The following is a 20,162-nucleotide window of genomic DNA, read 5'->3' as shown; positions in this document are numbered from 1 at the left end:
AAAGGAAGATCGAATGCGAAATGTGGCTCTCACTTTGTCTGTACTGACTGGTCTCTTTGCGCTGAACGCTACCGCGCAGGCTCAAACATCCTGCAAGGTATGCGCGGAGCAGCAAAAGGCTTGCATGAAGAACTACGCCGGACCAGCCTGCAAGACCGAGTACCAAATGTGCCTCAAGGCCTGCAAGAAGTGAAAGAGGCGAAGTTGCGCAGCTTGCGCACAAGGAGCTTCATCGCGGTACTCGCCGGTATCGGGAGCCTCGTTGCTCTCGATGCCGGACCTGTTGCCGCGGAGGGTCTCCGGAAATTATCCGGCGCGCAAATTCGCGCGAAGTTGTCGGGCAAGGAAGTCACCGACGAGGTCCACTATCGCGAAGTCTATGAACGCGACGGGACCTTCCGTAGCTATTCGATGGGAAGCAAGAAGCGCGGCAAGTGGACCATTCAGGGAGATGACCTCTGCGTCGATCTGCCGGAGCCCGATGGCGGCTGTTTCGAGGTGACCGCGACGGGAAAGAAGGTCGTCCTGACACCGAAAGGACTTGGTTCGCCGTCCGACGGCATTGTCCAGGCGATCTCCGATCCGAAGTAGGAGGCCAAAGATGTCATCGCAGATCATCGAAAAGGTGTCTCAACCAAAGACGGAGTTCTCAAATCCGGTCATTCGCTGGATCGACTATCGGCTTCCGCTCTTCACGTTCCTGGATCACGAGCTGAACTCGTATCCAACACCTCGAAACCTGAATTATCTTTGGAATTTTGGATCGCTCGCGGGCATTGTGCTCCTGATCATGATCGCGACCGGCATCGTGCTTGCGATGCACTATGTCCCGACTGGCGTCGGTGCGTTCCGGTCCGTCGAGCACATCATGCGTGACGTGAACTACGGCTGGCTCCTCCGATACATCCACACCACCGGCGCTTCGATGTTCTTTGCAGTGGTCTATATCCACATCTTTCGTGGGCTCTACTACGGATCCTACAAGGAGCCGCGAGAGCTGCTTTGGTGCCTTGGGGTCCTCATCTTGCTGTTGATGATGGCAACTGCGTTCTTTGGATACACCTTGCCATGGGGGCAGATGAGCTTTTGGGGCGCGACCGTCATCACGAATCTGTTCTCAGCCATTCCTGTGGTTGGCGACAGTATCGTCACCTGGTTGTGGGGCGGATTCACGGTAGGAGATCCGACACTCAACCGGTTCTATTCTTTGCACTATCTCTTGCCCTTTGTGATTGTCGCAGTTGCCGGACTTCATCTTGCCGCACTGCACCGTTTTGGCTCAAACAATCCAACGGGGATCGATACGAAGGATCCAGGCGACACAATCCCATTCCATCCCTATTACACAGTGAAGGATCTGCTCGGGCTCATGGTCCTTTTCCTGGTGTTTGCGTGGTTCGTCTTCTACGAACCGAACGCTCTTCTCAACTCCGATAACTACACTCCTGCGAACCCTGGGGTTACACCGCCGCACATCGTACCCGAGTGGTACCTACTGCCGTTCTACGCAATTCTGCGATCGATCCCTGACAAGCTCGTCGGCGTTATCGCCATGCTGACATCGATCCTTGTCCTGTTCGCGTTGCCATGGCTGGACACCAGTCCGGTTCGCTCAGGGCGGTTCAGGCCCATGTTCAAGGTCTTCTATTGGTTTCTGGTCGCCGATTGCGCGTTGCTGACCTATGCCGGAGGGCAGCCACCTGAAGGCACATGGTTGATCATGAGCCGGATCGGGGCCGCGTACTATTTCGCCCATTTCTTTCTCGTTCTGCCTCTCGTAGCGAGGATCGAAAGCCCCCATCCGCTGCCGAACAGCATCAGCCAAGGAGTATTACCAGCCACCGGTTCAGCCAGGCCCTAACGCGCGTTCGTGGTCACCGATAGCCGATTTCTTCGAAGGAATTTGAAATGACAACAACTAGTATTCCCGAGCGTGGCCGTATGGCGGAGCTTGCGCTTTATTTCCTGCGCCTCGGCTTTCTCGGATTTGGCGGTCCGGTTGCGCTCGTTGGCCAGATGGAACGCGAACTGGTCAGCGACAAGAAGTGGCTCAGCAAGGAGCAGATGCGAGAGTCCATCGCCATCTGTCAATCGCTTCCCGGTCCGCTGGCGATCCAGGTCGGCGTCTACATCGCGTGGCTGCGTTGCGGCTTCTGGGGCGCGTGGCTCGGCGGATGGTGCTTCATCTTGCCCAATTTTGTTATTGTCGCGGCGTTAGGAGCGCTCTACGTCCGTCTCGGCGATCTTCAGCCGGTCACTGCCATCTTCTATGGCGTGAGCCCTGCGGTCATCGCGCTCATCCTGCACTCGTGCTACCGGCTGGCGAAACTCGGCATGGAAGACTGGCTGCAATGGGCGATCGCCGTTGTGTGTTTCGCGGTGACGATCATCCTGCAGGCTGAGGTCGCGCTGTTATTCATCGGCGCTGGCATTGTCGGCATTCTCTACTATGGCAGCTTGTTCAAACGTACACCCGCAATTCTGCCCGTGGTTGTCGTGCCCGCGGCCGCGCCGATGGCGCCGATGGCGCCGGTCGCGACTGGTTCTACACTCGGCAAACTCATGCTGTTCTTCCTGAAAGCCGGTTCGCTGACGTTCGGTAGCGGTCTGGTGATCGTGCCGTTCCTCGAACAGGGGTTGGTACAGCAATACAACTGGCTTGATGAGCGGCAATTCCTAATCGCAGTCGCGATCGGCATGATCAGTCCGGGGCCGGTCGTGATCACGGCGACCTTCGTCGGTTATCTGGTGGCGGGATTCTGGGGCTCGCTGGTCTCCACGGTGGGCATCTTCTTGCCGTCCTTCCTGTTGGTTCTCATCGTGGCACCAATCCTGGCGCGGCATCGAGGAAACGCCAACGTCCAGGGTTTTGTGAAGGGCGCATACGCAGCAGCGATCGGCACCATCCTGGGTGCTTGTGTCCTGCTCGGGAAGATCGCAATCGGCGACTGGCTGACGGCGGCGATCGGCATCGTATCTCTTGCCGTGTTGTTTCGCTGGAAGATCAACAATCCGACGCTGATTGCGGCAACGGCGGTCGTAGGACTTATCGCTTATCCGCTGCTGCAGCCCGCATGGGTGATGGTGAAATAGAAGCTATGCCGACTTCCCCAATAGAGGGTTACGCATCATGAACTTTGACCACCGTATCAGGATTTTGCTGCCCGCCGTGCTGGCCGCCTCATTGACGTCAGCCGCGCCGGCTCTAGCGCAGTCGGCTACCGCTCCGCCGGATAACGCACCAGTCGATGTCCCTCAGTTGTTCGCAACGACATGCGGCTGGTGTCACTCCGATGGTGGCCGCGCTGCCGGCAAGGGGCCGCAGCTCATGGATACGAAACGGGACGACGATTTTCTCCGCAATCGTATCAAGAACGGCAAGTCGGGCGCGATGCCGGCGTTCGGCTCGATGTTCAGCGATGCGCAGATCGATGAGATCATCAAGTACATCCGAGAATTGAAGCCGCACGAGGGATGAGTCAGCGAGACCTGACCCGTCCGCATCCAAGTCCAGGAGCGTCCTATGGCGACCCAAATTGTAATGGATCACACCGGCCACTCCCGCCACGAATTCGACGTTGACGATGGTGAAGCGCTGGCCAAGGCGGAGAGGCGTTTCAGGGAGTTGACCAGCCAAGGATTTACAGCCGCGGTGCGGACCGCGGACGGCGAATCGTGGCGAGTGTTTGCTTTTGATCCCACCGCGAAAGAAACGCTTTTCTTCCGGCGGCTGAGGGGTGGATAGAAGGGCGGTCGCCGTGTCTCTGATCAGCAGATGTGGAGCTCGGATTTCGCGATTTCGAGCGCTGCGGCGGCTGTATCACAGCTTTGTCAGGGAAAATTCACCTGAGGCGAAAGGACGGTCGCTTCTGCGTGAATGGCTAACCTCAGCCCAGAGGAGACAGTTCGAGGAGCAAGGTTACTTCGACGTCGTGGGCTGCGCGACCCGGAGACGGTACCGAGTGCAATACGGGTCTGTTGCTAACGTACGGGAAATCGATCTCGAGGGGCAATCTGGAAGCATCTTGTGCTTTGCTCCTGAGGGGTATCTCGTTCCTGGCGACGTCATGCTTGCTCAAAAGATTGCCTTGGAAACAGATGAACTTCAGACACTGGCCATAGCGAATCGAGTGACACCGGTAGTGAGGCGCGCCATCCGGCTACTTTAGAAGATGCGCGGGCCTGGCTGCCTGCAACCGGTGCGTTGGAGGCGCTACGCGGATGAGTCATCAGCCGGACACCGTACGAAACGTGGAACCGCAGCTAAAGCCCCGGTCCGCAATCGCGCTGCTGTTCGGTGCACGCGCCGCGCGCGGCCTTGCTGACGGCTTTGCCACGATCATTTTGCCTGCTTACCTCGTCGAGCTGGGTTACTCCCCTTTCCAGATCGGCGTGGTTGCCACCGGCGCCCTGCTGGGGACCGCGATTCTCACGCTGGGCGTCGGTTGGCTGGGAGTGCATCGCGACTTGCGGACGCTCTTGCTGCTGAGCGCGCTCACGATGATGCTGACTGGTCTGGCGTTTCCGTTCGCGGAGGCGTTTCCGGTCATCCTGCTTCTTGCTTTTGTCGGCACCATCAATCCCTCGCCCGGAGATATCGGACTCTTCGTGCCGCTCGAGCACGCGTTCCTGGCCGGCGATACGAGCGATCAGAAGCGTACGCAGATCTTTGCGCGCTACAGCCTGATTGGGGGACTGTCGACGGCGGCGGGCGCCTTGGCGGCCACCGTGCCCGACTTTCTCGTTTCGTTTGACGTGCCGAGACTCGTTGCCCTGAAGTCCATGTTCTTCGTCTATACCGCCCTTGGTCTCATCGGCGCGGTCCTCTATCGGCTGCTGCCGGAATCCTCACAAACAATAGACGAGCGACCGAAGGCTTCCGCTCTTGGTCCTTCGCGACGAATTGTCTACCGGCTTGCGGCTCTCTTCAGTGTTGATGCCTTTGCCGGCGGCTTTGCCGTTCAATCGCTTGTCGCTTTGTGGCTGTTCGAGCGCTTCGATCTTTCGCTTTCGAGCGCCAGCCTCTTCTTTTTCTGGTCCAACACGCTTTCGGCCTTTTCTTATCCGCTTGCCGCAAGGCTGTCGCGGCGGTTCGGGCTGGTCAACACGATGGTCTTCACGCACATCCCATCAAGCTTCTGCCTGATCGCGGCCGCCCTCATTCCGAACCTGATGATCGTATTGGTCCTGCTTTCGATCCGAGCGGCGCTTTCGCAGATGGATGTGCCAACACGCACTTCCTACGTGATGGCGGTTGTCACGCCCGAGGAGCGCCCGGCGGCCGCCAGCGTGACGGCCGTCCCGCGCAGCCTTGCCTCCGCCATCAGTCCGAGCGTGGCTGGCGCGATGCTCGGTACGGCATTTTCAGGACTCCCGCTCGTGATCTGCGGCGCTCTGAAGATCGCCTATGACATCACGCTGTTGCTGTCGTTCCGTCACATCAAACCGCCCGAAGAAGCCGAAGGGACTGTCGAGCAGGCGGCCGGGAGGACTGGGCGGTTCGGGAGCGCTCATCACCGGAGAGTGGGATGACCGTCGATAGAGAACCGGAATTTCGTTGCATCAGCGCGCCTTGGTTTCCCTGGCTTCGTGGTCCCGTGGCGCTCGTCGGCCAGATGGAGCGCGAGAACTAGACTAATCGCCGTACCCGCGCAGCCGCTCGATATCGAGGATGGTGACGCCGCCATATTCGAGCCGCAGCAGCCCTTCCTTCTCCAGCCGGTTCAGCGCGCGATTGGCGTTCTGCCGCGACATGCCCGAGAGCGCGCCGATCTCCTCCTGGGTGATCTCCAGATGCGTGGTCGATTCGGGATAGAGGATCGGGTTGAACAGCGAGGCGATGCTGCGCGCGAGACGCGCGGTGGCGTCCAGCGTGCGGTTGACCTCGAGCATGCCGATGAATTGGCCGAGCCGCTCGTTGAGCTGGCGCACCAGGAAGCGATTGAAGCCGACGCTGTTCTCGAACAGCCACATGAAGGCGCTGCGTTCCATCAGAGCGACGCGGCTGTCGCGCAGTGCGACCACGTCATAGCGGCGCGGCTCGTTCTTGAGCACGCTGCCCTCCCCGAACCAGGCACCGGCCGTCAGCCCGGCAAGGCTGGTCTCCTTGCCGTCGCGCGAGACCCCGCCCATGCGGGCAAGGCCGCTCACCATGCCGGCCCAATACGCAAACGTATCGCCGCGCATGAAAACCGTCTCGCCCGTGCCGTAGGACCGTTCCGTGATTCCGGCGCGGGCGACCTCGATCTCCCGTTCCGTGAGCTCGCGCGACCACGCGGCAACGCGCTTCAGGTGATCCTCTGAAATCATGATCCCGAAGCCAGCCGCACCGTTTCGTCACTCCACTCTCGATTGTTGCACTGCAACAAGTTCGCTTTGCCGCCATTCGACCAAAGATGAAGGCGCCCCCCGCCCGAAAAACTTTGTCGCCGAATTGTCAGGCGCGAGACATTTCAAAATAGCGCTTTCCCTTATTGAGGGCCACCTTGGGCGATGCGGCTTTTGATCCCTATGGGAAAGAGAGCGGCGCCAGGCCGGTGGAGACCAATAGCTGCATGGCCTCACCGGCATGACCGTATTAGGATCGCCTTGGCAGAAGCGGATGAAGAGCGCGGCAAGCGCCATCACCCGGGAGGGATTTTTTGGTGGCGACCAGTCTTGAAGTGCGCGGCGTGTCCTTGCGGTTCGGCGGCGTCCGCGCGCTGACCGATGTCGGCTTCGCCATCAAGGAGGGCGAGCTGTTCTCGATCATCGGTCCCAACGGCGCCGGCAAGACCTCGATCGTGAACTGTATTTCCGGTCGCTACAAGCCGACCGAGGGCCAGCTCTTCTACCGGGGCCGCGACATCACAGCACTGACGCCGAACGCCCGCGCCTCACTCGGCATCGGCCGCACCTTCCAGAATCTGGCGCTGTTCCACCATATGAGCGTGCTCGACAACATCATGGTCGGCCGCCATCACCTCCTGAAGAACAACTTCATCACCGGCTCGCTCTACTGGCTCACGGGCGCGCGCAGGGAGGAGCTGGAGCATCGCCGCAAGGTGGAGGAGATCATCGACTTCCTCGACCTCCAGTCGGTGCGCAAGGCCACCGCCGGCACCCTCTCCTATGGCTTGCGCAAGCGCGTGGAACTGGCCCGCGCCATGGCGCTGGAGCCGCGCCTCATCCTCCTCGACGAGCCGATGGCCGGCATGAATTTCGAGGAGAAGGAGGACATGGCCCGCTACATCGTCGATCTCAACGAGGAGTTCGGGATGACGGTGGTGATGATCGAGCACGACATGGGCGTGGTGATGGACATCTCCCACCGCGTCATGGTGCTGGATTTCGGCCGCAAGATCGCCGAGGGTGATCCGGCCACGGTGCTTGCCGATCCCCACGTCAAGCGCGCCTATCTCGGCGAGGAGGACGAGGTGCTGGTCGATCCGGACGATGCGCCCGTACGGACGGAGAGCGCCGCATGATGGATTATGCGGGACGCGTCGCGCAGGCCGATACCTATCCGAAAATGCTGCGGCTGAACGCGAAGGAGCACGGCAGCGAGATCGCGCTGCGCGAGAAGGATTTTGGCCTCTGGCGCCTGTTCACCTGGAACGATTATCAGACGCGTGTGCGCGATTTCGCGCTCGGCCTGGTCGAGCTGGGGCTTGGCCGCGGTGATGTCGTCGGCATCATCGGCGACAACCGGCCGGACTGGGTCGCGGCGGAAGTTGCAACCCACGCCATCGGCGGATTGAGTCTCGGGCTCTATCGCGACGTGCTGGACGAGGAGGCCTCCTACCTCCTTAACTATGGCGAAGCCCAGCTCGTCTTCGCCGAGGACGAGGAGCAGGTCGACAAGCTGCTCGGCCTTGCCGACCGTGTGCCGAAGCTGAAGCACATCATCTATTCCGATCCGCGCGGAATGCGGAAATACGACGATCCGCGCCTGATGCCGGCGGAAAAATTCGCCGAGCTCGGCCGTGCCCGGGCGGCGCGGGAGCCGGAGCTTTATGATCGGCTAGTGGACGCGACCAAGGGCGAGGACGTCGCGATCCTCTGCACCACCTCGGGCACGACCTCGCATCCCAAGCTCGCGATGCTCGCCGCCGGCCGCGTGCTCGGCCACTGCGCGACTTATCTCGCCTTCGATCCCAAGGGCCCCGACGACGAATACGTCTCGGTGCTGCCGCTGCCATGGATCATGGAGCAGGTCTACGTGCTCGGCAAAGGCCTCTTGTGCCGGATGAAGATCAACTTCGTCGAAGAGCCCGACACCATGATGAACGATCTGCGCGAGATCGCGCCGACGTTCGTGCTGTTTGCTCCGCGCGTATGGGAATCGATCGCGGCCGACGTCCGCGCCAAGGTGATGGACGCAACGCCGTTCAAGCAGCGCCTGTTCGATCTCGGCATGAAGACGGGCCTCGCCGCACTCGAACAGGGCAAGCGTTCGAGCGTTGCCGACATGATCCTGTTCCGCGCGCTGCGCGACCGGCTCGGTTTCACCCGGCTGCGCTCGGCGGCGACCGGCGGCGCAGCGCTCGGGCCCGAAACCTTCAAGTTCTTCCAGGCCATGGGCGTGCCGCTGCGCACGCTCTACGGACAGACCGAGCTGCTCGGGGCCTATACGCTGCATCCCGAGGGCAGGGTCGATCCCGACACGACGGGCGTGCCGATGGCCGACAGCGTCGAGATCCGCATCGACAACGCCGACATTCACGGCGTCGGCGAGATCGTGGTGCGGCACCCCAACATGTTCCTCGGCTATTACAAGAATCCCGAGGCGAGCGTCGCCGACATCAAGGACGGCTGGATGTGTTCCGGCGATGCCGGGTATTTCAACGACAACAAGCAGCTCGTCGTCATCGACCGCATCAAGGATCTGGCGGAGACCTCGCGCGGCGAGCGCTTCTCGCCGCAATTCATCGAAAACAAGCTGAAATTCTCGCCCTATATCGCCGAGGCCGTGGTGCTCGGCGCCGGGCGCGACGCGCTCGCGGCGATGATCTGCATCCGCTACTCCATCATCTCGAAATGGGCGGAGAAGAACCGGCTCTCCTTCACGACCTACAGCGATCTCGCCTCGCGGCCCGAGGTCTATGCGCTGCTCCAGAAGGAGGTCGAGACCGTGAATGCGACGCTGCCGCCGGCGCAGCGCATCTCGCGCTTCCTCTTGCTCTACAAGGAACTCGATGCCGACGACGGCGAGCTCACCCGCACAAGAAAGGTCCGCCGCGGCGTCATCAACGAGAAATACGAAGGCATCATCGACGCCATCTACCGCGGCGACGCCGACATCCCCGTCGACACCGTCATCCGTTTCCAGGACGGCACTACCCAACGTGTACGCACCACGCTGCGCGTCGTGGACCTCGGCGGCCACGGCCCCATGGCGGAGGCGGCGGAGTGAATCAGGGGGTGCGCACTGCGACTCTTCGCCTCTCCCCGCTTGCGGGGAGAGGCCGGATCGCGTCAGCGATCCGGGTGAGGGGGAGCTTCCGCGAGGGCGGTCGCGATGGTTTCGAGAACGCCGGCCAGATTGCTCGCTACGTCGTTGTTCCAGAAGCGGAGTATCCGATAGTTGCGGTCGGCAAGCCATTTTTCGCGCACGGCGTCGGGCGGATTGTCGGCATGTTGTCCACCGTCAACTTCAATAATCAAGCGGCACTCGCGGCAAATGAAGTCGACGGTGTAGGGCCCAATCGGCTCTTGCCGGACGAACTTGTGGCCATTCAGCCTGCGGGCACGCAGGCGATACCAGAGCGTTCCTTCCACATCCGTCAACGCGGCTCGCAGGCTTCTTGCGCGCCCGGTCTTGGACTTATCAGCACCTCGCATGTGGAAGCTCCCCCTCACCCGCCGCGCTCCGGACGATGCTTCGCATCGCTCGGCGCGCGTCGGCCTCTCCCCGCAAGCGGGGAGAGGCGAAGGATACCATAAAACATGAACACCGCCTTTCTCATCCAGCTCATCGTCAACGGCCTCGTGGTCGGCACGCTCTATGGCGTGGTCGCGATGTCGTTCGTGCTGATCTACAAGGCGACGCAGGTCGTGAATTTCGCGCAAGGTGAGCTTCTGCTGGTCGGCGCCTGGGTGTGCTGGGCACTGCTCGCGAAATACCAGGTGCCGTTCTGGGTCGGCATGCCGATGACGCTGGTGTTCATGTTCGTGTTCGGCATCGCGATCCAGGTCCTGATCCTGCGGCCGATGATCGGCGAGCCGATCATCTCGGTCATCATGGTCACGATCGGTCTCTCCACCGTGTTCCAGGCGGCACTGAAATGGATGTTCGGCGTCAATCCGCAGCCCTTCCCGCGAGTGTTCGAGAGCCAGTCGGTCAACCTGTTCGGGCTTCAGATCCAGACCGTCTATGTCATGAGCCTCGTGGTGTCCGTCGCCATGATGATCGGCATGGCCTGGTTCTTCCGCGCCTCCAAATACGGCCTTGCGATGCGCGCCACCGCGTTCAACCAGCAGGTCGCGCAGTCGCTCGGCATTTCCGTGAAGAGCGTCTTTGCGATGGCCTGGGCGATTTCGGCCACCGTGTCGGCGGTCGCGGGCGTCGTCGTCGCCGTCGTCAACGGTGTGTCGTCGGGCCTTGCGGCCTATGGCATCAAGGTGTTTCCGGCGGCCATCCTCGGCGGACTGGATTCCGTCGGCGGCGCCGTGCTCGGCGGCATCATCATCGGGCTCCTGGAAAACATCGCCCAATATGTCGACAGCGAGTATCTGCACTGGGGCAATCTTTACGAGATCGCGCCGTTCTACGTCTTGATCATCGTGTTGATGATCAAGCCCTACGGCCTGTTCGGCACCCACGACATCGAGCGGATTTGACCCATGGCCGGCCCTGCCCTCATCCCTGCTGGTGACTTCCGTACATCCTACGCGGCCGACACCACGATCTTCCCGACCAGGACCAGTCGCAACTTCGCCATCGCCGGCGTGCTGCTGCTATGCCTCGCGCCGCAGTTCTTCAGCGGCTACTGGCTCAGCATCCTGATCCAGATCGGCATATTCTCGATCGCGGCGCTCGGCCTCAACATCCTGGTCGGCTTCACCGGACAGATCTCGATCGGGCATGCCGCCTTCTTCCTGCTCGGCGCTTTCACGTCGGCCTACATCTCCAACAATGCGCCGATCCCGGTGTTTTTCGCGATCCCGCTCGCGGGCGTGATCACCGCGCTGGTCGGGCTTATCTTCGGTATCCCGGCGGCGCGGCTGAAGGGGCTCTACCTCGTCATCGCGACGCTCGCCGCGCAATACATCCTGCTCGACTTCTTCTCCCGCGCCGAATGGTTCTCCGGCGGCTCGGTGCCGGCGAGCGCCGAGCCGTTCTCGGTCTTCGGCTACACGCTGCGCGGCGACCGGCAATACTTCTACGTCGTACTGGCCTATGTGCTCCTCAGCTACATTCTCGTGACCAATCTGATGCGCACCCGCGACGGCCGCGCGCTGGTGGCGATCCGCGACCATTATCTCTCCGCGGAGATCATGGGCATCAACCTTACCAAATACCGCACGCTGTCGTTTGGCCTCGCCGCCTTCTTCGCCGGCATCGCGGGCGCGCTCTATGCGCACTACCAGCTCGTGGTATCCCAGGAGGGTTTTGGCATCGAACGCTCGATCCTGTTCCTGGCCATGATCATCATCGGCGGCACCGGCTCGATCATGGGCACGCTGATGGGCACCGCCTTCGTGGTGCTGCTGCCGGAATCGATGGAGTGGCTGAGCCTGCACCTGAAAGGCGGCGCGATCGATCAGGCGCTCTCGCTCAACACCAACATCACCTTCCTGCGCGAGATCGCGATCGGGCTCATCATCATCGCGTTCTTGATGTTCGAGCCCGACGGGCTCGCACATCGCTGGCGGCAGATAAAGGCCTACTGGAAACTCTACCCGTTCTCGCATTGAGCTCGGAAACTTCACTTAAACGATAACAGGAGGAACCAACCCATGAGGACGAAATCGCTTCTGAGCACCGCATCGCTCGCGCTGGCGATCGCCGCATTCTCGGCGTGCGCGCAGGCGCAGATCGCGATCGGGCATCTCGCCGATTATTCCGGCGGCACCTCCGACGTCGGCCAGCCCTACGGCCAGGCCGTCGCCGACGCCTTCGCCTGGGTCAACAAGAACGGCGGCGTCGGCGGCAAGCAGGTCAGCGTCGACACCAACGATTACGGCTATCAGGTGCCACGCGCGATCGCGCTCTACAAGAAGTGGTCGGCGCCCGACAGCAAGGTCGCGGCGATCATGGGCTGGGGCACCGCCGACACCGAGGCGCTGACCGGCTTCCTCGCCCAGGACAAGATTCCCGATATGTCGGGCTCATACGCCGCTGCGCTTACCGATCCGGAAGGCACGAGCGGCAAGGCCAAGCCCGCGCCCTACAATTTCTTCTATGGCCCAAGCTATTCGGACTCGCTGCGCGCGATGCTGATGTGGGCGGCCGAGGACTGGAAGGCCAAGGGCAAGCCCGGCAAGCCGAAATTCGTGCACATGGGCGCCAACCACCCCTACCCGAACGCGCCGAAGGCCGCCGGCGAAGCCATGGCGCAGGAGCTCGGTTTCGAGGTACTGCCGCCGCTGGTGTTCGCGCTGTCGCCCGGCGATTACAGCGCGCAGTGCCTCAGCCTGAAATCCTCCGGTGCCAATTACGCCTATCTCGGGAATACCGCGGCCTCGAACATTTCGGTTATGAAGGCCTGCAAGACCGCTGGTGCCGACGTGCAGTTCCTCGGCAATGTCTGGGGCATGGACGAGAACGCAGCCAAGACCGCGGGCGATGCCGCCAATGGGGTGATCTTCCCGCTGCGCACCGCAGTGAGCTGGGGCGGCGATGCGCCCGGCATGAAGACGGTGATGGAAATCTCCAAGATGTCGGATCCGACCGGCAAGGTCTATCGTCCCGTGCACTACATCGCGGCGGTCTGCTCGGCGCTCTACATGAAGGAGGCGCTGGATTGGGCCGTCAAGAACGGCGGCGCCACCGGCGAGAACGTGGCGAAAGGCTTCTATCAGAAGAAGGATTGGGTGCCGGCCGGAATGGAAGGCGTGTGTAATCCCTCGACCTGGACGGAGAAGGATCACCGCGGCTCCCTCAAGGTCGACCTCTATCGCACCAAGGTCGCGGGTGCGACCGACGGCGATCTCAACGACCTCATGGCCAAGGGCACGATCAAGCTCGAGAAGGTCAAGACCATCGAGCTGCCGCGCAAGCCGGAATTGCTGGGGTGGTGAGCTCAACGCTCGCCTCACGCACAACTGTCATCCCCCGCGAAAGCGGGGGATCCAGTACGCCGCGGCTTCTCAGGCAACGTCGGGCGGTCTCTGGAATACTGGGTCACCCGCCGGAGCCTGTCATCGGGCGGCGCTTCGCGCCGACCCGGTGGCGGGTGACGACATCGAGAGAGTAACTGACCATGAGTGAAGCGGCTCACATCGAGCGTCCGTCGCCCAGCATCGTGCCAGCAGCATCCCTCCTCAGCGTGCGCAACATCGAGGTCGTCTATGACGACGTCATCCTGGTGCTGCGCGGCCTCAGCCTCGACGTGCCCAAGGGCGCGATCGTGGCGCTCTTGGGCGTCAACGGCGCCGGCAAGTCGACGACGCTGAAGGCGATCTCGGGGCTGCTCAAGACCGAGGACGGTGAAGTCACGCGCGGCGAGATCCTGTTCGAAGGCTCCGCCATCGCCGGCATCGATCCCGAAAAGATCGTGCGCCGCGGCATCTTCCAAGTGATGGAGGGCCGGCGCATCGTCGCCGACATGACCTCACTGGAGAACCTCAAGCTCGGCGCCTTCACCCGCAGGGACCGCGAGGTCGATGCCGACCTCGACATGGTCTTCAACTATTTCCCACGGCTCAAGGAGCGCACCGGGCTTGCCGGCTATCTCTCCGGCGGCGAGCAGCAGATGCTCGCAATCGGCCGCGCGCTGATGGCGCGGCCGAAGATGATTTTGATGGACGAGCCGTCGATGGGATTGTCGCCACTGCTCGTGAAAGAGGTCTTCGCGATCATCCAGAAGATCAACCGCGACCTCGGCGTCACCATCCTGCTGGTCGAGCAGAACGCGCGCGCCGCGCTCTCGGTGGCGAGCCATGGCTACATCATGGAACAGGGCAAGGTCGTGCTCGACGGCACCGCGGACGAATTACGCGACAACGAGGACGTCAAGGAATTCTACCTCGGCGGCGCCGGCGACCAGCGCAAGAGCTTCAAGAACCTGAAGAGTTTCAAGCGGCGTAAGCGCTGGCTATAGCGTTTCGAGCAACGTGGGAACCGGTTCGCGTGAAGAAAACGCGTCAAAACACAAGAGTCTATCCGAGCACCTGCTCCGCTTCCGTGACTGCGCAGAGAACATGATAGAACGACGACGCAGGAATGGTGTCGACCAGCGACGTGCCGTCGCGATCGAACTGATCGTACCAGCCGCCCCGCACGGGATGGCTGAGATAGTGCCGTTCGAGCCGCACCAACGCCGCGCGCGCTTCCTCCGCCGCGCCAGCCTCGCCCGATTCGGCCTGCGCGATCCAGGCCTTCGCCATCTCGGTCTGTGGCCACAGCCGGCGCGTGCTGCGGCGGATGTGGCCGGCCTCATCGCCCTCGTCGACCAGGCAGCCGGTCGCCTCGTCGCGATAGCGCAGCGCGGTGGCCAGGAGCTCGGATCGCCGCTGTCCGGTCGGACATCCCGTGATGCGCTCAAACCCCTTCAGCAGCCACACCCACTCGGCCTGGTGGCCGGGCTCGACGCTGACCGGCGCGATCTTCGACCAGTCTTCCTCGAAATACTCCGTCAGGATCCGCCTCTGCTTGTCGTAGAGATTGGCGAGGAACAACGCAAAGAACTCGCCGGCGCGGTTCTGGAACGACAAATCGTGGGTCGCGTCGAAGCAGGCGATCATCGCCTCGAACAGATGCATGTGCGGATTCTGCCGGCGTGGCAGCGAGACCGGCAGGCTTTCGTGCACCCCGCCATGGGGCGAGCGCAAATGGCCGTCGAGGAAGGCGAGCAGCGCGTCGATCTCGGCGCGAACCTGGGCGTCCCGCTCGAGCGCATAAGCGGCCGCGAGCGCGAACAGGATGAAGGCGTGGTCGTAGGCGTCGCGCCGCGCGTCCAGCACCGCGCCCTCCGGCGTCAGCCGGTGCACGTAGCCGGGCCGGCCGTCGGGCGCCTTGGCCTTCGCCAGCAGGTGCTCCAGCCCCTTCAGCGCGATGGCGCGGCCGTCGGGATACCAGCCCATCTGTGCCGCCTTGGCATAGCACCAGATCTGGCGCGCCTGCACGAACACGCGCCGCGGCGCAGCCGCATCCGCCGTGCCGTCGCGGTGCAGCCGGTCGACGAAACCGCCTGCGGCAGCGTCCCAGCCGACCGCCGACCACAGCGGCAGCGCCTCGTCGATCAGGCGGCGCTTCAGGCGCGCGATGACGTCCGCCGTCCCCTCCGCCGCCATGATTCGTTCGTCCGCCACCCCAATCTCTCCAGGCCACCGCAGTTGCCGTCTGATACCCATGCCGGCGCCGGCGTGCAACGGATGCCAACCCGTAAGGACCAGCCATGACCGCCCATTACGACGCCCTGGAGACGCGCGAGGCAGCCGCGCGCGAGGCCGAGCTGTTCTCCCGCCTGCCGGGCGTGCTGCGCAGTGCGATGGCCGCCCCCGCCTATGCCGAGCGGCTCAGGGGCTTCGACCCGGCCTCGGTGACCTCCAGAGCGGCGCTGGCGCGTCTTCCGGTGCTGCGCAAGTCGGAGCTGCCGGCCCTGCAGAGGGCCTCTGCGCCCTTCGGCGGCTTCGTGGCGGCTACTCCCGGCGCGTTCCCGCGGCTCTTCACCTCCCCGGGTCCGATCTTCGAGCCGGAGGGGCGACAGGCCGATCCCTGGCGCGGCGCGCGGGCGCTGTTCGCGGCCGGGTTCCGGGAGGGCGACGTCGTGCTCAACACCTTCAGCTATCACCTCACCCCCGGCGGCTTCATCTTCGATGCCTCGGCCCGCGCGCTCGGCTGCGCCGTGATCCCGGCCGGTCCGGGCAATACAGAGCAGCAATTCGAGCTGATCGAGGCCTACCGCCCGATCGGCTACAGCGGCACGCCGGATTTCCTGAAGATCCTGCTCGATGCCGCCGCGACCGCGGGGCGCGACATCTCGTCGATCAAGCGCGCGCTGGTCTCGGGTGCCGCGTTCCCGCCCTCGCTCCAGGCCGAGATCAGGGCGCGCGGCATCGACGCCTATCAGGCTTTCGGGACTGCCGATCTCGGCCTGATCGCCTTCGAGACCGAGGCGCGCGAGGGCATGGTCGTGAACGAGGATCTGATCCTTGAGATCGTCAAGCCCGGCACCGGCGATCCGGTCGCGGAACGCGACGTCGGCGAGATCGTGGTGACCTCGCTCGACCCGCACCATCCCTGGATCCGGCTCGCCCTCGGCGACCTCACCGCGGCGCTGCCGGGCCCGAGCAGATGCGGACGCACCAACATGCGCATCAAGGGCTGGATGGGCCGCGCCGACCAGACCACCAAGGTCAAGGGCATGTTCGTCCGCCCCGAGCAGATCGCCGAGATCGGCAAGCGCCACCGCGATTTGGGGCGGCTGCGGCTCGTCGTCACGCGTCAGGGCGAGACCGACGCGATGACGCTGAGGGCGGAAACAGCGGCCGCGAACGATGCACTGCGCGAGGAGGTCGCGGCGACTTTGCGCGCGGTGACGAAGCTTGGCGGGGCGGTCGAGCTGGTGAGCCCTGGGGAGCTGCCGAACGACGGCAAGGTGATCGCGGATGAGCGGTGAGCACAGCCAGAAAGACCCTCACGGGAATTAACAGGGCAAATCCATCAAATCCGCACCCTCAAGCACGGCGGAAGCCTAACATCTCCCCGCAAATAAAGGGGTTTTCCGCCAAATTCCCGCACCAAGGGCACGGGAATGTCTTCCCCGCCAGCGGGAAATCATAACTCGCGCGCGGGATATCACGGCCGTTTGCCTGTCCACAAATCGCGCCGGTCACCCTCAGCATTGCAGCGGCTTGAATATGTTTGACGACTGCAATTTCGCACCCTAAATATCCTTTGCGTCCGGTCGCTGGCCGGACCAATTGCCCAGAAACCCCGGCAAAACAAGATGACGAGCTGGATGCGGTTAATGACCGCGCCTCGGCGTGCTTTGTTCTGGGTTTTCCGGAAGAGAGATCTCGCTCCGAGGCGTCAAACTGGAGCAAGATCATGGGTCAGCACAGCGAACCCGAGCACGACGGCGATCCCGCCACAGACCAAGCCACATACAAAGTTGGCTACGGCAAGCCGCCTTTGGAAACGCGGTTCGGCGCCCATCGACAGCCGGAGCGGCGACAACGCACGGCGGGTGGCGACAAAACCTCCGACATTGCTGCCCTGCTCGATGCGCCTCTCGAGGTCAAGGTCAGCGGCAAGAAAACCAAGATGCACCTGCACGAGGCCACCTTGCACGGCCTCTTCAAGCGCGTGCTCAAAGGCGAAATCCGCGCCATCAAAGCGTTCTTAGAGCTCTGTGAGCGCGCTGGCCTGCTCGAGCCGCCGCCGCGCGAGCCTACGAGCGGCGTCATCCACGGGCCGAAGGGCGTGCCGCTCGAGCTCACCCGCCTTCTGATCCGCGAGGTCGGGCTCCCGCCCTGGGATGAGGAAGTCTTCCAAGCTTACAAGGCAGAGTACGACGCGGAATCGGCGCACATCGCCAAGCTCAAACAGGAGGCCCTCGAAAGGGCAAGGTCCAATGGCGAAGACGTCTACTAAAGGCGTGTCTGCGCAGGGGCGCGTCCCGCCGCCGGGCGATACCAGATTTATCAAGGGCAAGTCAGGCAATCCGCGTGGCCGGCCGAAGGGTTCTATCAGCCTTGACGCTATGACGCGGAAGTTCGCCCTCAAGACACAAACCATCACCATCGGCGGAAAACCACAACGGCTGTCGCATCTCGCGATCGCCCTTTATCTTTTGAAAGCGCAAGCCGCGGAGGCCAAGCCGATGGCAATCCGCCTGATCGATGAACTGCGCGCTCGCCTCTCGTCCGAAGACCCGACCGAAAAAGGACGCTTCCTGCTGGTCCCGGCGCCAGCCTCGATCGAGGACTACCAAGCAGAGATCGAGCAGCGGAATCGAAACGCCGTGCAGCCCGGCAGCGCGGTCAACCTCGAGACCGAGGAGTTCCTAAAGGCGGTGCGAGGTGAGCCGACCGAACTCGGCGAGGCGCTGTTGGCGCGGCATCGCAAATATCACCCGTGTTAGGCTTCCTCTTCAGAGACAAAGCGCATGTCGGTCACGCCCACGCTTTACAATCTGTTTGACGAAACCGACTTCCAATATTGGGAGCTGCAAATCAACAACGGCAATCTGCCGACGCCGGAGCAGCTTGCCCGTCTGCTCGAAGCAAATCCGGATAAGCCGCTGCCGTCCTGGCTGAGGCCATTGATCATCATGGGCATACGGCGCGAGCTGAAAGCCAAGCGCGGGCGCCCACCGAAAAGCCTCTGTGCGCAACTCCGCCTATGGGCCGCTATGGGCGAATACAGAGCTGTTCTGGCTCAGATCCAGGACGGCGACGACAAGCAAAGCGAGGCGCGGTCCGCACATGCTGCAAGGGCAGCAGATCAAAGACCGGCCCATGAACGCGCCGCGGAACACCTCGTCCGAGAATGGCGCCTTCCGATGAGCTGGCGGTCGTTCTTGAATGAGGTTCATTCAAAAAAATGACCGCGGCTTTATTCTGAGTGAAGCCGCATCGTCTGTCCGCTACGGCTCCTTCTGCAACCCGCAAAAAGGAGCCTTCCATTGCAAGATCGACACAGCCTTCGTGACCTCACCATCATTTACCAGCAGACCGACAAGCTTACGCCTCGCCCGACCAACGCGCGCACGCACTCCAAAAAGCAAATCGAGCAAATCGCCCAAGCCATCCGCAGGTTCGGCTTTACCAATCCAATCCTGATCGACCAGGACAACGGCGTGATCGCAGGCCACGGCCGCCTGGCCGCGGCCAAGCGGATCGGCCTCTCCCGCGTCCCGACGGTCCGGCTCGCCGATATGACCGAGGCGGAAAATCCGCGCCTATGTCATTGCCGACAACAAGCTTGCGGAGAACGCCGGCTGGGACAAGCGGCTGCTGGGCCTTGAGCTGCATTATCTGTCCGAGCTCGACATCGATCTGGACGTTGCCATCACCGGCTTCGAGACGCCGGAGATCGATATCCTCATCGCCGAGGCGTTCGAGGATACGAACACCAGCAGGGACGCGGCAGACCGGCTCGTCGAGCCCGCCACAGGGCCTCCTGTCAGCAGAGCCGGCGACGTCTGGCACATCGGCGAGCATCGCCTGATCTGCGGCGATTCAACCAGGCGCGAGACCTACGCCGCGCTGCTCGGCGATAAGCGCGCGCAGATGGTCTTTTCCGATCCGCCCTACAACGTGCCGATCGAGGGCCATGTCTCGGGCAATGGCGAGATCAGCCATCCCGAATTCGCCATGGCGTCCGGCGAAATGTCAAAAGCCGAGTTCATCGCCTTCCTCGCATCCGTCTTCGGCCATCTCGTCGCCCATTCGGTCAGCGGCGCGATCCATTTCCAGTGCATCGACTGGCGGCATGTTCAGGACATGCTGACGGCTGCGGAAGGCGTCTACGGCGAGCTGAAGAACCTCTGCATCTGGGCCAAGAACAACGCCGGCATGGGCTCGTTCTACCGCTCGCAGCACGAGCTTGTCTGCGTGTTCAAGTCCGGCGCGGCGCCGCACATCAACAACATCCAGCTCGGCAAACATGGTCGCAACCGCACCAATGTCTGGAACTATGCGGGCGTGAACGCCTTCGGCGAGTCTCGCTCGGACCTGCAACTGCATCCGACCGTGAAGCCTGTGGCCATGGTCGAGGACGCCATCCGCGATTGCTCGCGCCGCAACGGCATCATCCTCGATCCCTTCCTCGGCTCGGGCACCACCCTCATCGCCGCGGAGCGAACCGGCCGCATCGGCTATGGCATCGAGATCGATCCGCATTATTGCGACGTCGCGCTGCGCCGCCTGAAGGCGGTGTGCGGCCTCGATGTGGTCCTCGGGGCGACGTCCGAGCCGTTTGAGACGGTGGCGCTCCGGCGGAAGGCGCCACCTGCGGCCGGATTTGCCCAGGCCGCCGAATAGCGACCTTGCCCGGCCGCCAGACATGA

At 62.6% G+C, this 20,162-nt stretch carries 22 protein-coding genes; 19 read left to right on the top strand and 3 right to left on the bottom strand.

The features are described from left to right. Positions 1-99: 99 nt before the first annotated feature. The 7 genes from MTX21_RS39510 to MTX21_RS39480 are packed head-to-tail and all read left to right on the top strand — an operon-like array spanning position 100 to position 5,532. Positions 100-591, top strand: a complete 492-nt coding sequence (locus tag MTX21_RS39510; protein ID WP_280969815.1) for a hypothetical protein — start codon at positions 100-102, stop codon at positions 589-591. Between the two features lie 10 nt (positions 592-601). Beyond that, a complete protein-coding gene (locus MTX21_RS39505) occupies positions 602-1,861 on the top strand; it encodes a cytochrome b N-terminal domain-containing protein (protein WP_280969814.1) in 1,260 nt (419 codons plus the stop codon). Between the two features lie 47 nt (positions 1,862-1,908). Continuing rightward, on the top strand, positions 1,909-3,093 hold the full coding sequence (gene chrA / locus MTX21_RS39500) for a chromate efflux transporter (RefSeq protein ID WP_280969813.1): 1,185 nt from the start codon (positions 1,909-1,911) through the stop codon (positions 3,091-3,093). A gap of 37 nt (positions 3,094-3,130) precedes the next feature. Further along, positions 3,131-3,478 (top strand): cytochrome c, encoded by a 348-nt coding sequence (locus MTX21_RS39495; protein WP_280969812.1) that lies wholly within the window; start codon positions 3,131-3,133, stop codon positions 3,476-3,478. A gap of 45 nt (positions 3,479-3,523) precedes the next feature. Continuing rightward, on the top strand, positions 3,524-3,745 hold the full coding sequence (locus tag MTX21_RS39490) for a hypothetical protein (RefSeq protein WP_280969811.1): 222 nt from the start codon (positions 3,524-3,526) through the stop codon (positions 3,743-3,745). A gap of 13 nt (positions 3,746-3,758) precedes the next feature. Beyond that, positions 3,759-4,169, top strand: a complete 411-nt coding sequence (locus tag MTX21_RS39485) for a hypothetical protein (RefSeq protein WP_280969810.1) — start codon at positions 3,759-3,761, stop codon at positions 4,167-4,169. A gap of 52 nt (positions 4,170-4,221) precedes the next feature. After that, entirely contained in the window at positions 4,222-5,532 is a 1,311-nt protein-coding gene (locus tag MTX21_RS39480; RefSeq protein WP_280969809.1) for an MFS transporter, read from the top strand. A gap of 102 nt (positions 5,533-5,634) precedes the next feature. Here MTX21_RS39480 and MTX21_RS39475 read toward each other — a convergent pair whose 3' ends face one another. Continuing rightward, positions 5,635-6,309, bottom strand: coding sequence for a Crp/Fnr family transcriptional regulator (locus MTX21_RS39475; protein ID WP_279376574.1), 675 nt, complete (start codon positions 6,307-6,309; stop codon positions 5,635-5,637). Between the two features lie 335 nt (positions 6,310-6,644). Here MTX21_RS39475 and MTX21_RS39470 point away from each other — a divergent pair, with 335 nt between their 5' ends. Both MTX21_RS39470 and MTX21_RS39465 read left to right on the top strand, forming a co-directional pair. After that, a complete protein-coding gene (locus MTX21_RS39470; protein ID WP_280969808.1) occupies positions 6,645-7,466 on the top strand; it encodes an ABC transporter ATP-binding protein in 822 nt (273 codons plus the stop codon). Then, positions 7,463-9,394, top strand: a complete 1,932-nt coding sequence (locus MTX21_RS39465) for a long-chain fatty acid--CoA ligase (protein ID WP_280969807.1) — start codon at positions 7,463-7,465, stop codon at positions 9,392-9,394. The genes MTX21_RS39470 and MTX21_RS39465 overlap by 4 nt, the downstream gene beginning before the upstream one ends. Before the next feature lie 62 nt (positions 9,395-9,456). Here MTX21_RS39465 and MTX21_RS39460 read toward each other — a convergent pair whose 3' ends face one another. Further along, entirely contained in the window at positions 9,457-9,822 is a 366-nt protein-coding gene (locus MTX21_RS39460) for a DUF559 domain-containing protein (RefSeq protein WP_280969806.1), read from the bottom strand. 105 nt (positions 9,823-9,927) lie between these two features. Between MTX21_RS39460 and MTX21_RS39455 the strand changes: the two genes are divergently transcribed. From MTX21_RS39455 to MTX21_RS39440, 4 genes are all read left to right on the top strand, one after another. After that, positions 9,928-10,821 (top strand): branched-chain amino acid ABC transporter permease, encoded by an 894-nt coding sequence (locus tag MTX21_RS39455; protein ID WP_280969805.1) that lies wholly within the window; start codon positions 9,928-9,930, stop codon positions 10,819-10,821. A gap of 3 nt (positions 10,822-10,824) precedes the next feature. Continuing rightward, entirely contained in the window at positions 10,825-11,898 is a 1,074-nt protein-coding gene (locus tag MTX21_RS39450) for a branched-chain amino acid ABC transporter permease (protein WP_280969804.1), read from the top strand. Positions 11,899-11,940: 42 nt separating this feature from the next. Beyond that, positions 11,941-13,224 (top strand): ABC transporter substrate-binding protein, encoded by a 1,284-nt coding sequence (locus tag MTX21_RS39445; protein ID WP_280969803.1) that lies wholly within the window; start codon positions 11,941-11,943, stop codon positions 13,222-13,224. A gap of 182 nt (positions 13,225-13,406) precedes the next feature. Further along, the gene (locus MTX21_RS39440; RefSeq protein WP_280969802.1) at positions 13,407-14,246 is read left to right on the top strand and encodes an ABC transporter ATP-binding protein; all 840 of its coding nucleotides are present in this window, start codon (positions 13,407-13,409) and stop codon (positions 14,244-14,246) included. A gap of 58 nt (positions 14,247-14,304) precedes the next feature. On the opposite strand, the gene MTX21_RS39435 is transcribed toward MTX21_RS39440, so the two are convergent. Next, complete coding sequence (locus MTX21_RS39435; RefSeq protein ID WP_280969801.1) at positions 14,305-15,456, bottom strand: AGE family epimerase/isomerase; 1,152 nt, start codon at positions 15,454-15,456, stop codon at positions 14,305-14,307. Positions 15,457-15,542: 86 nt separating this feature from the next. Between MTX21_RS39435 and MTX21_RS39430 the strand changes: the two genes are divergently transcribed. The 6 genes from MTX21_RS39430 (at position 15,543) to MTX21_RS39405 (ending at position 20,136) form a co-directional block, all read left to right on the top strand. Next, positions 15,543-16,766, top strand: coding sequence for an AMP-binding protein (locus tag MTX21_RS39430; protein WP_280969800.1), 1,224 nt, complete (start codon positions 15,543-15,545; stop codon positions 16,764-16,766). A gap of 245 nt (positions 16,767-17,011) precedes the next feature. Continuing rightward, positions 17,012-17,743, top strand: a complete 732-nt coding sequence (locus tag MTX21_RS39425; RefSeq protein ID WP_280969799.1) for a hypothetical protein — start codon at positions 17,012-17,014, stop codon at positions 17,741-17,743. Continuing rightward, the gene (locus tag MTX21_RS39420; RefSeq protein ID WP_280969798.1) at positions 17,724-18,233 is read left to right on the top strand and encodes a DUF5681 domain-containing protein; all 510 of its coding nucleotides are present in this window, start codon (positions 17,724-17,726) and stop codon (positions 18,231-18,233) included. Before MTX21_RS39425 ends, MTX21_RS39420 begins: the two co-directional genes overlap by 20 nt. A gap of 24 nt (positions 18,234-18,257) precedes the next feature. After that, positions 18,258-18,698, top strand: coding sequence for a hypothetical protein (locus MTX21_RS39415; RefSeq protein ID WP_280969797.1), 441 nt, complete (start codon positions 18,258-18,260; stop codon positions 18,696-18,698). A gap of 78 nt (positions 18,699-18,776) precedes the next feature. Continuing rightward, positions 18,777-19,118, top strand: a complete 342-nt coding sequence (locus tag MTX21_RS39410; protein ID WP_280969796.1) for a ParB/Srx family N-terminal domain-containing protein — start codon at positions 18,777-18,779, stop codon at positions 19,116-19,118. A gap of 265 nt (positions 19,119-19,383) precedes the next feature. Further along, the gene (locus MTX21_RS39405; protein WP_280969795.1) at positions 19,384-20,136 is read left to right on the top strand and encodes a site-specific DNA-methyltransferase; all 753 of its coding nucleotides are present in this window, start codon (positions 19,384-19,386) and stop codon (positions 20,134-20,136) included. Positions 20,137-20,162 lie beyond the last annotated feature (26 nt).

Source organism: Bradyrhizobium sp. ISRA430, from assembly GCF_029909975.1.
Classification (GTDB): Bacteria; Pseudomonadota; Alphaproteobacteria; order Rhizobiales; family Xanthobacteraceae; genus Bradyrhizobium.
The sequence above is the reverse complement of the archived record's forward strand: the minus strand, read 5'-3'. Positions and strand labels throughout refer to the sequence as shown.

Coding starts and splice junctions, on each gene's coding strand:
- MTX21_RS39445 (WP_280969803.1), top strand. CDS start 11,941: ATGAGGACGAAATCGCTTCTGAGCACCGCATCGCTCGCGCTGGCGATC.
- MTX21_RS39420 (WP_280969798.1), top strand. CDS start 17,724: ATGGCGAAGACGTCTACTAAAGGCGTGTCTGCGCAGGGGCGCGTCCCG.
- MTX21_RS39495 (WP_280969812.1), top strand. CDS start 3,131: ATGAACTTTGACCACCGTATCAGGATTTTGCTGCCCGCCGTGCTGGCC.
- MTX21_RS39465 (WP_280969807.1), top strand. CDS start 7,463: ATGATGGATTATGCGGGACGCGTCGCGCAGGCCGATACCTATCCGAAA.
- MTX21_RS39450 (WP_280969804.1), top strand. CDS start 10,825: ATGGCCGGCCCTGCCCTCATCCCTGCTGGTGACTTCCGTACATCCTAC.
- MTX21_RS39505 (WP_280969814.1), top strand. CDS start 602: ATGTCATCGCAGATCATCGAAAAGGTGTCTCAACCAAAGACGGAGTTC.
- MTX21_RS39510 (WP_280969815.1), top strand. CDS start 100: ATGCGCGGAGCAGCAAAAGGCTTGCATGAAGAACTACGCCGGACCAGC.
- MTX21_RS39490 (WP_280969811.1), top strand. CDS start 3,524: ATGGCGACCCAAATTGTAATGGATCACACCGGCCACTCCCGCCACGAA.
- MTX21_RS39430 (WP_280969800.1), top strand. CDS start 15,543: ATGACCGCCCATTACGACGCCCTGGAGACGCGCGAGGCAGCCGCGCGC.
- MTX21_RS39475 (WP_279376574.1), bottom strand. CDS start 6,309: ATGATTTCAGAGGATCACCTGAAGCGCGTTGCCGCGTGGTCGCGCGAG.
- MTX21_RS39480 (WP_280969809.1), top strand. CDS start 4,222: ATGAGTCATCAGCCGGACACCGTACGAAACGTGGAACCGCAGCTAAAG.
- MTX21_RS39460 (WP_280969806.1), bottom strand. CDS start 9,822: ATGCGAGGTGCTGATAAGTCCAAGACCGGGCGCGCAAGAAGCCTGCGA.
- MTX21_RS39455 (WP_280969805.1), top strand. CDS start 9,928: ATGAACACCGCCTTTCTCATCCAGCTCATCGTCAACGGCCTCGTGGTC.
- chrA (WP_280969813.1), top strand. CDS start 1,909: ATGACAACAACTAGTATTCCCGAGCGTGGCCGTATGGCGGAGCTTGCG.
- MTX21_RS39440 (WP_280969802.1), top strand. CDS start 13,407: ATGAGTGAAGCGGCTCACATCGAGCGTCCGTCGCCCAGCATCGTGCCA.
- MTX21_RS39405 (WP_280969795.1), top strand. CDS start 19,384: ATGGTCTTTTCCGATCCGCCCTACAACGTGCCGATCGAGGGCCATGTC.
- MTX21_RS39415 (WP_280969797.1), top strand. CDS start 18,258: ATGTCGGTCACGCCCACGCTTTACAATCTGTTTGACGAAACCGACTTC.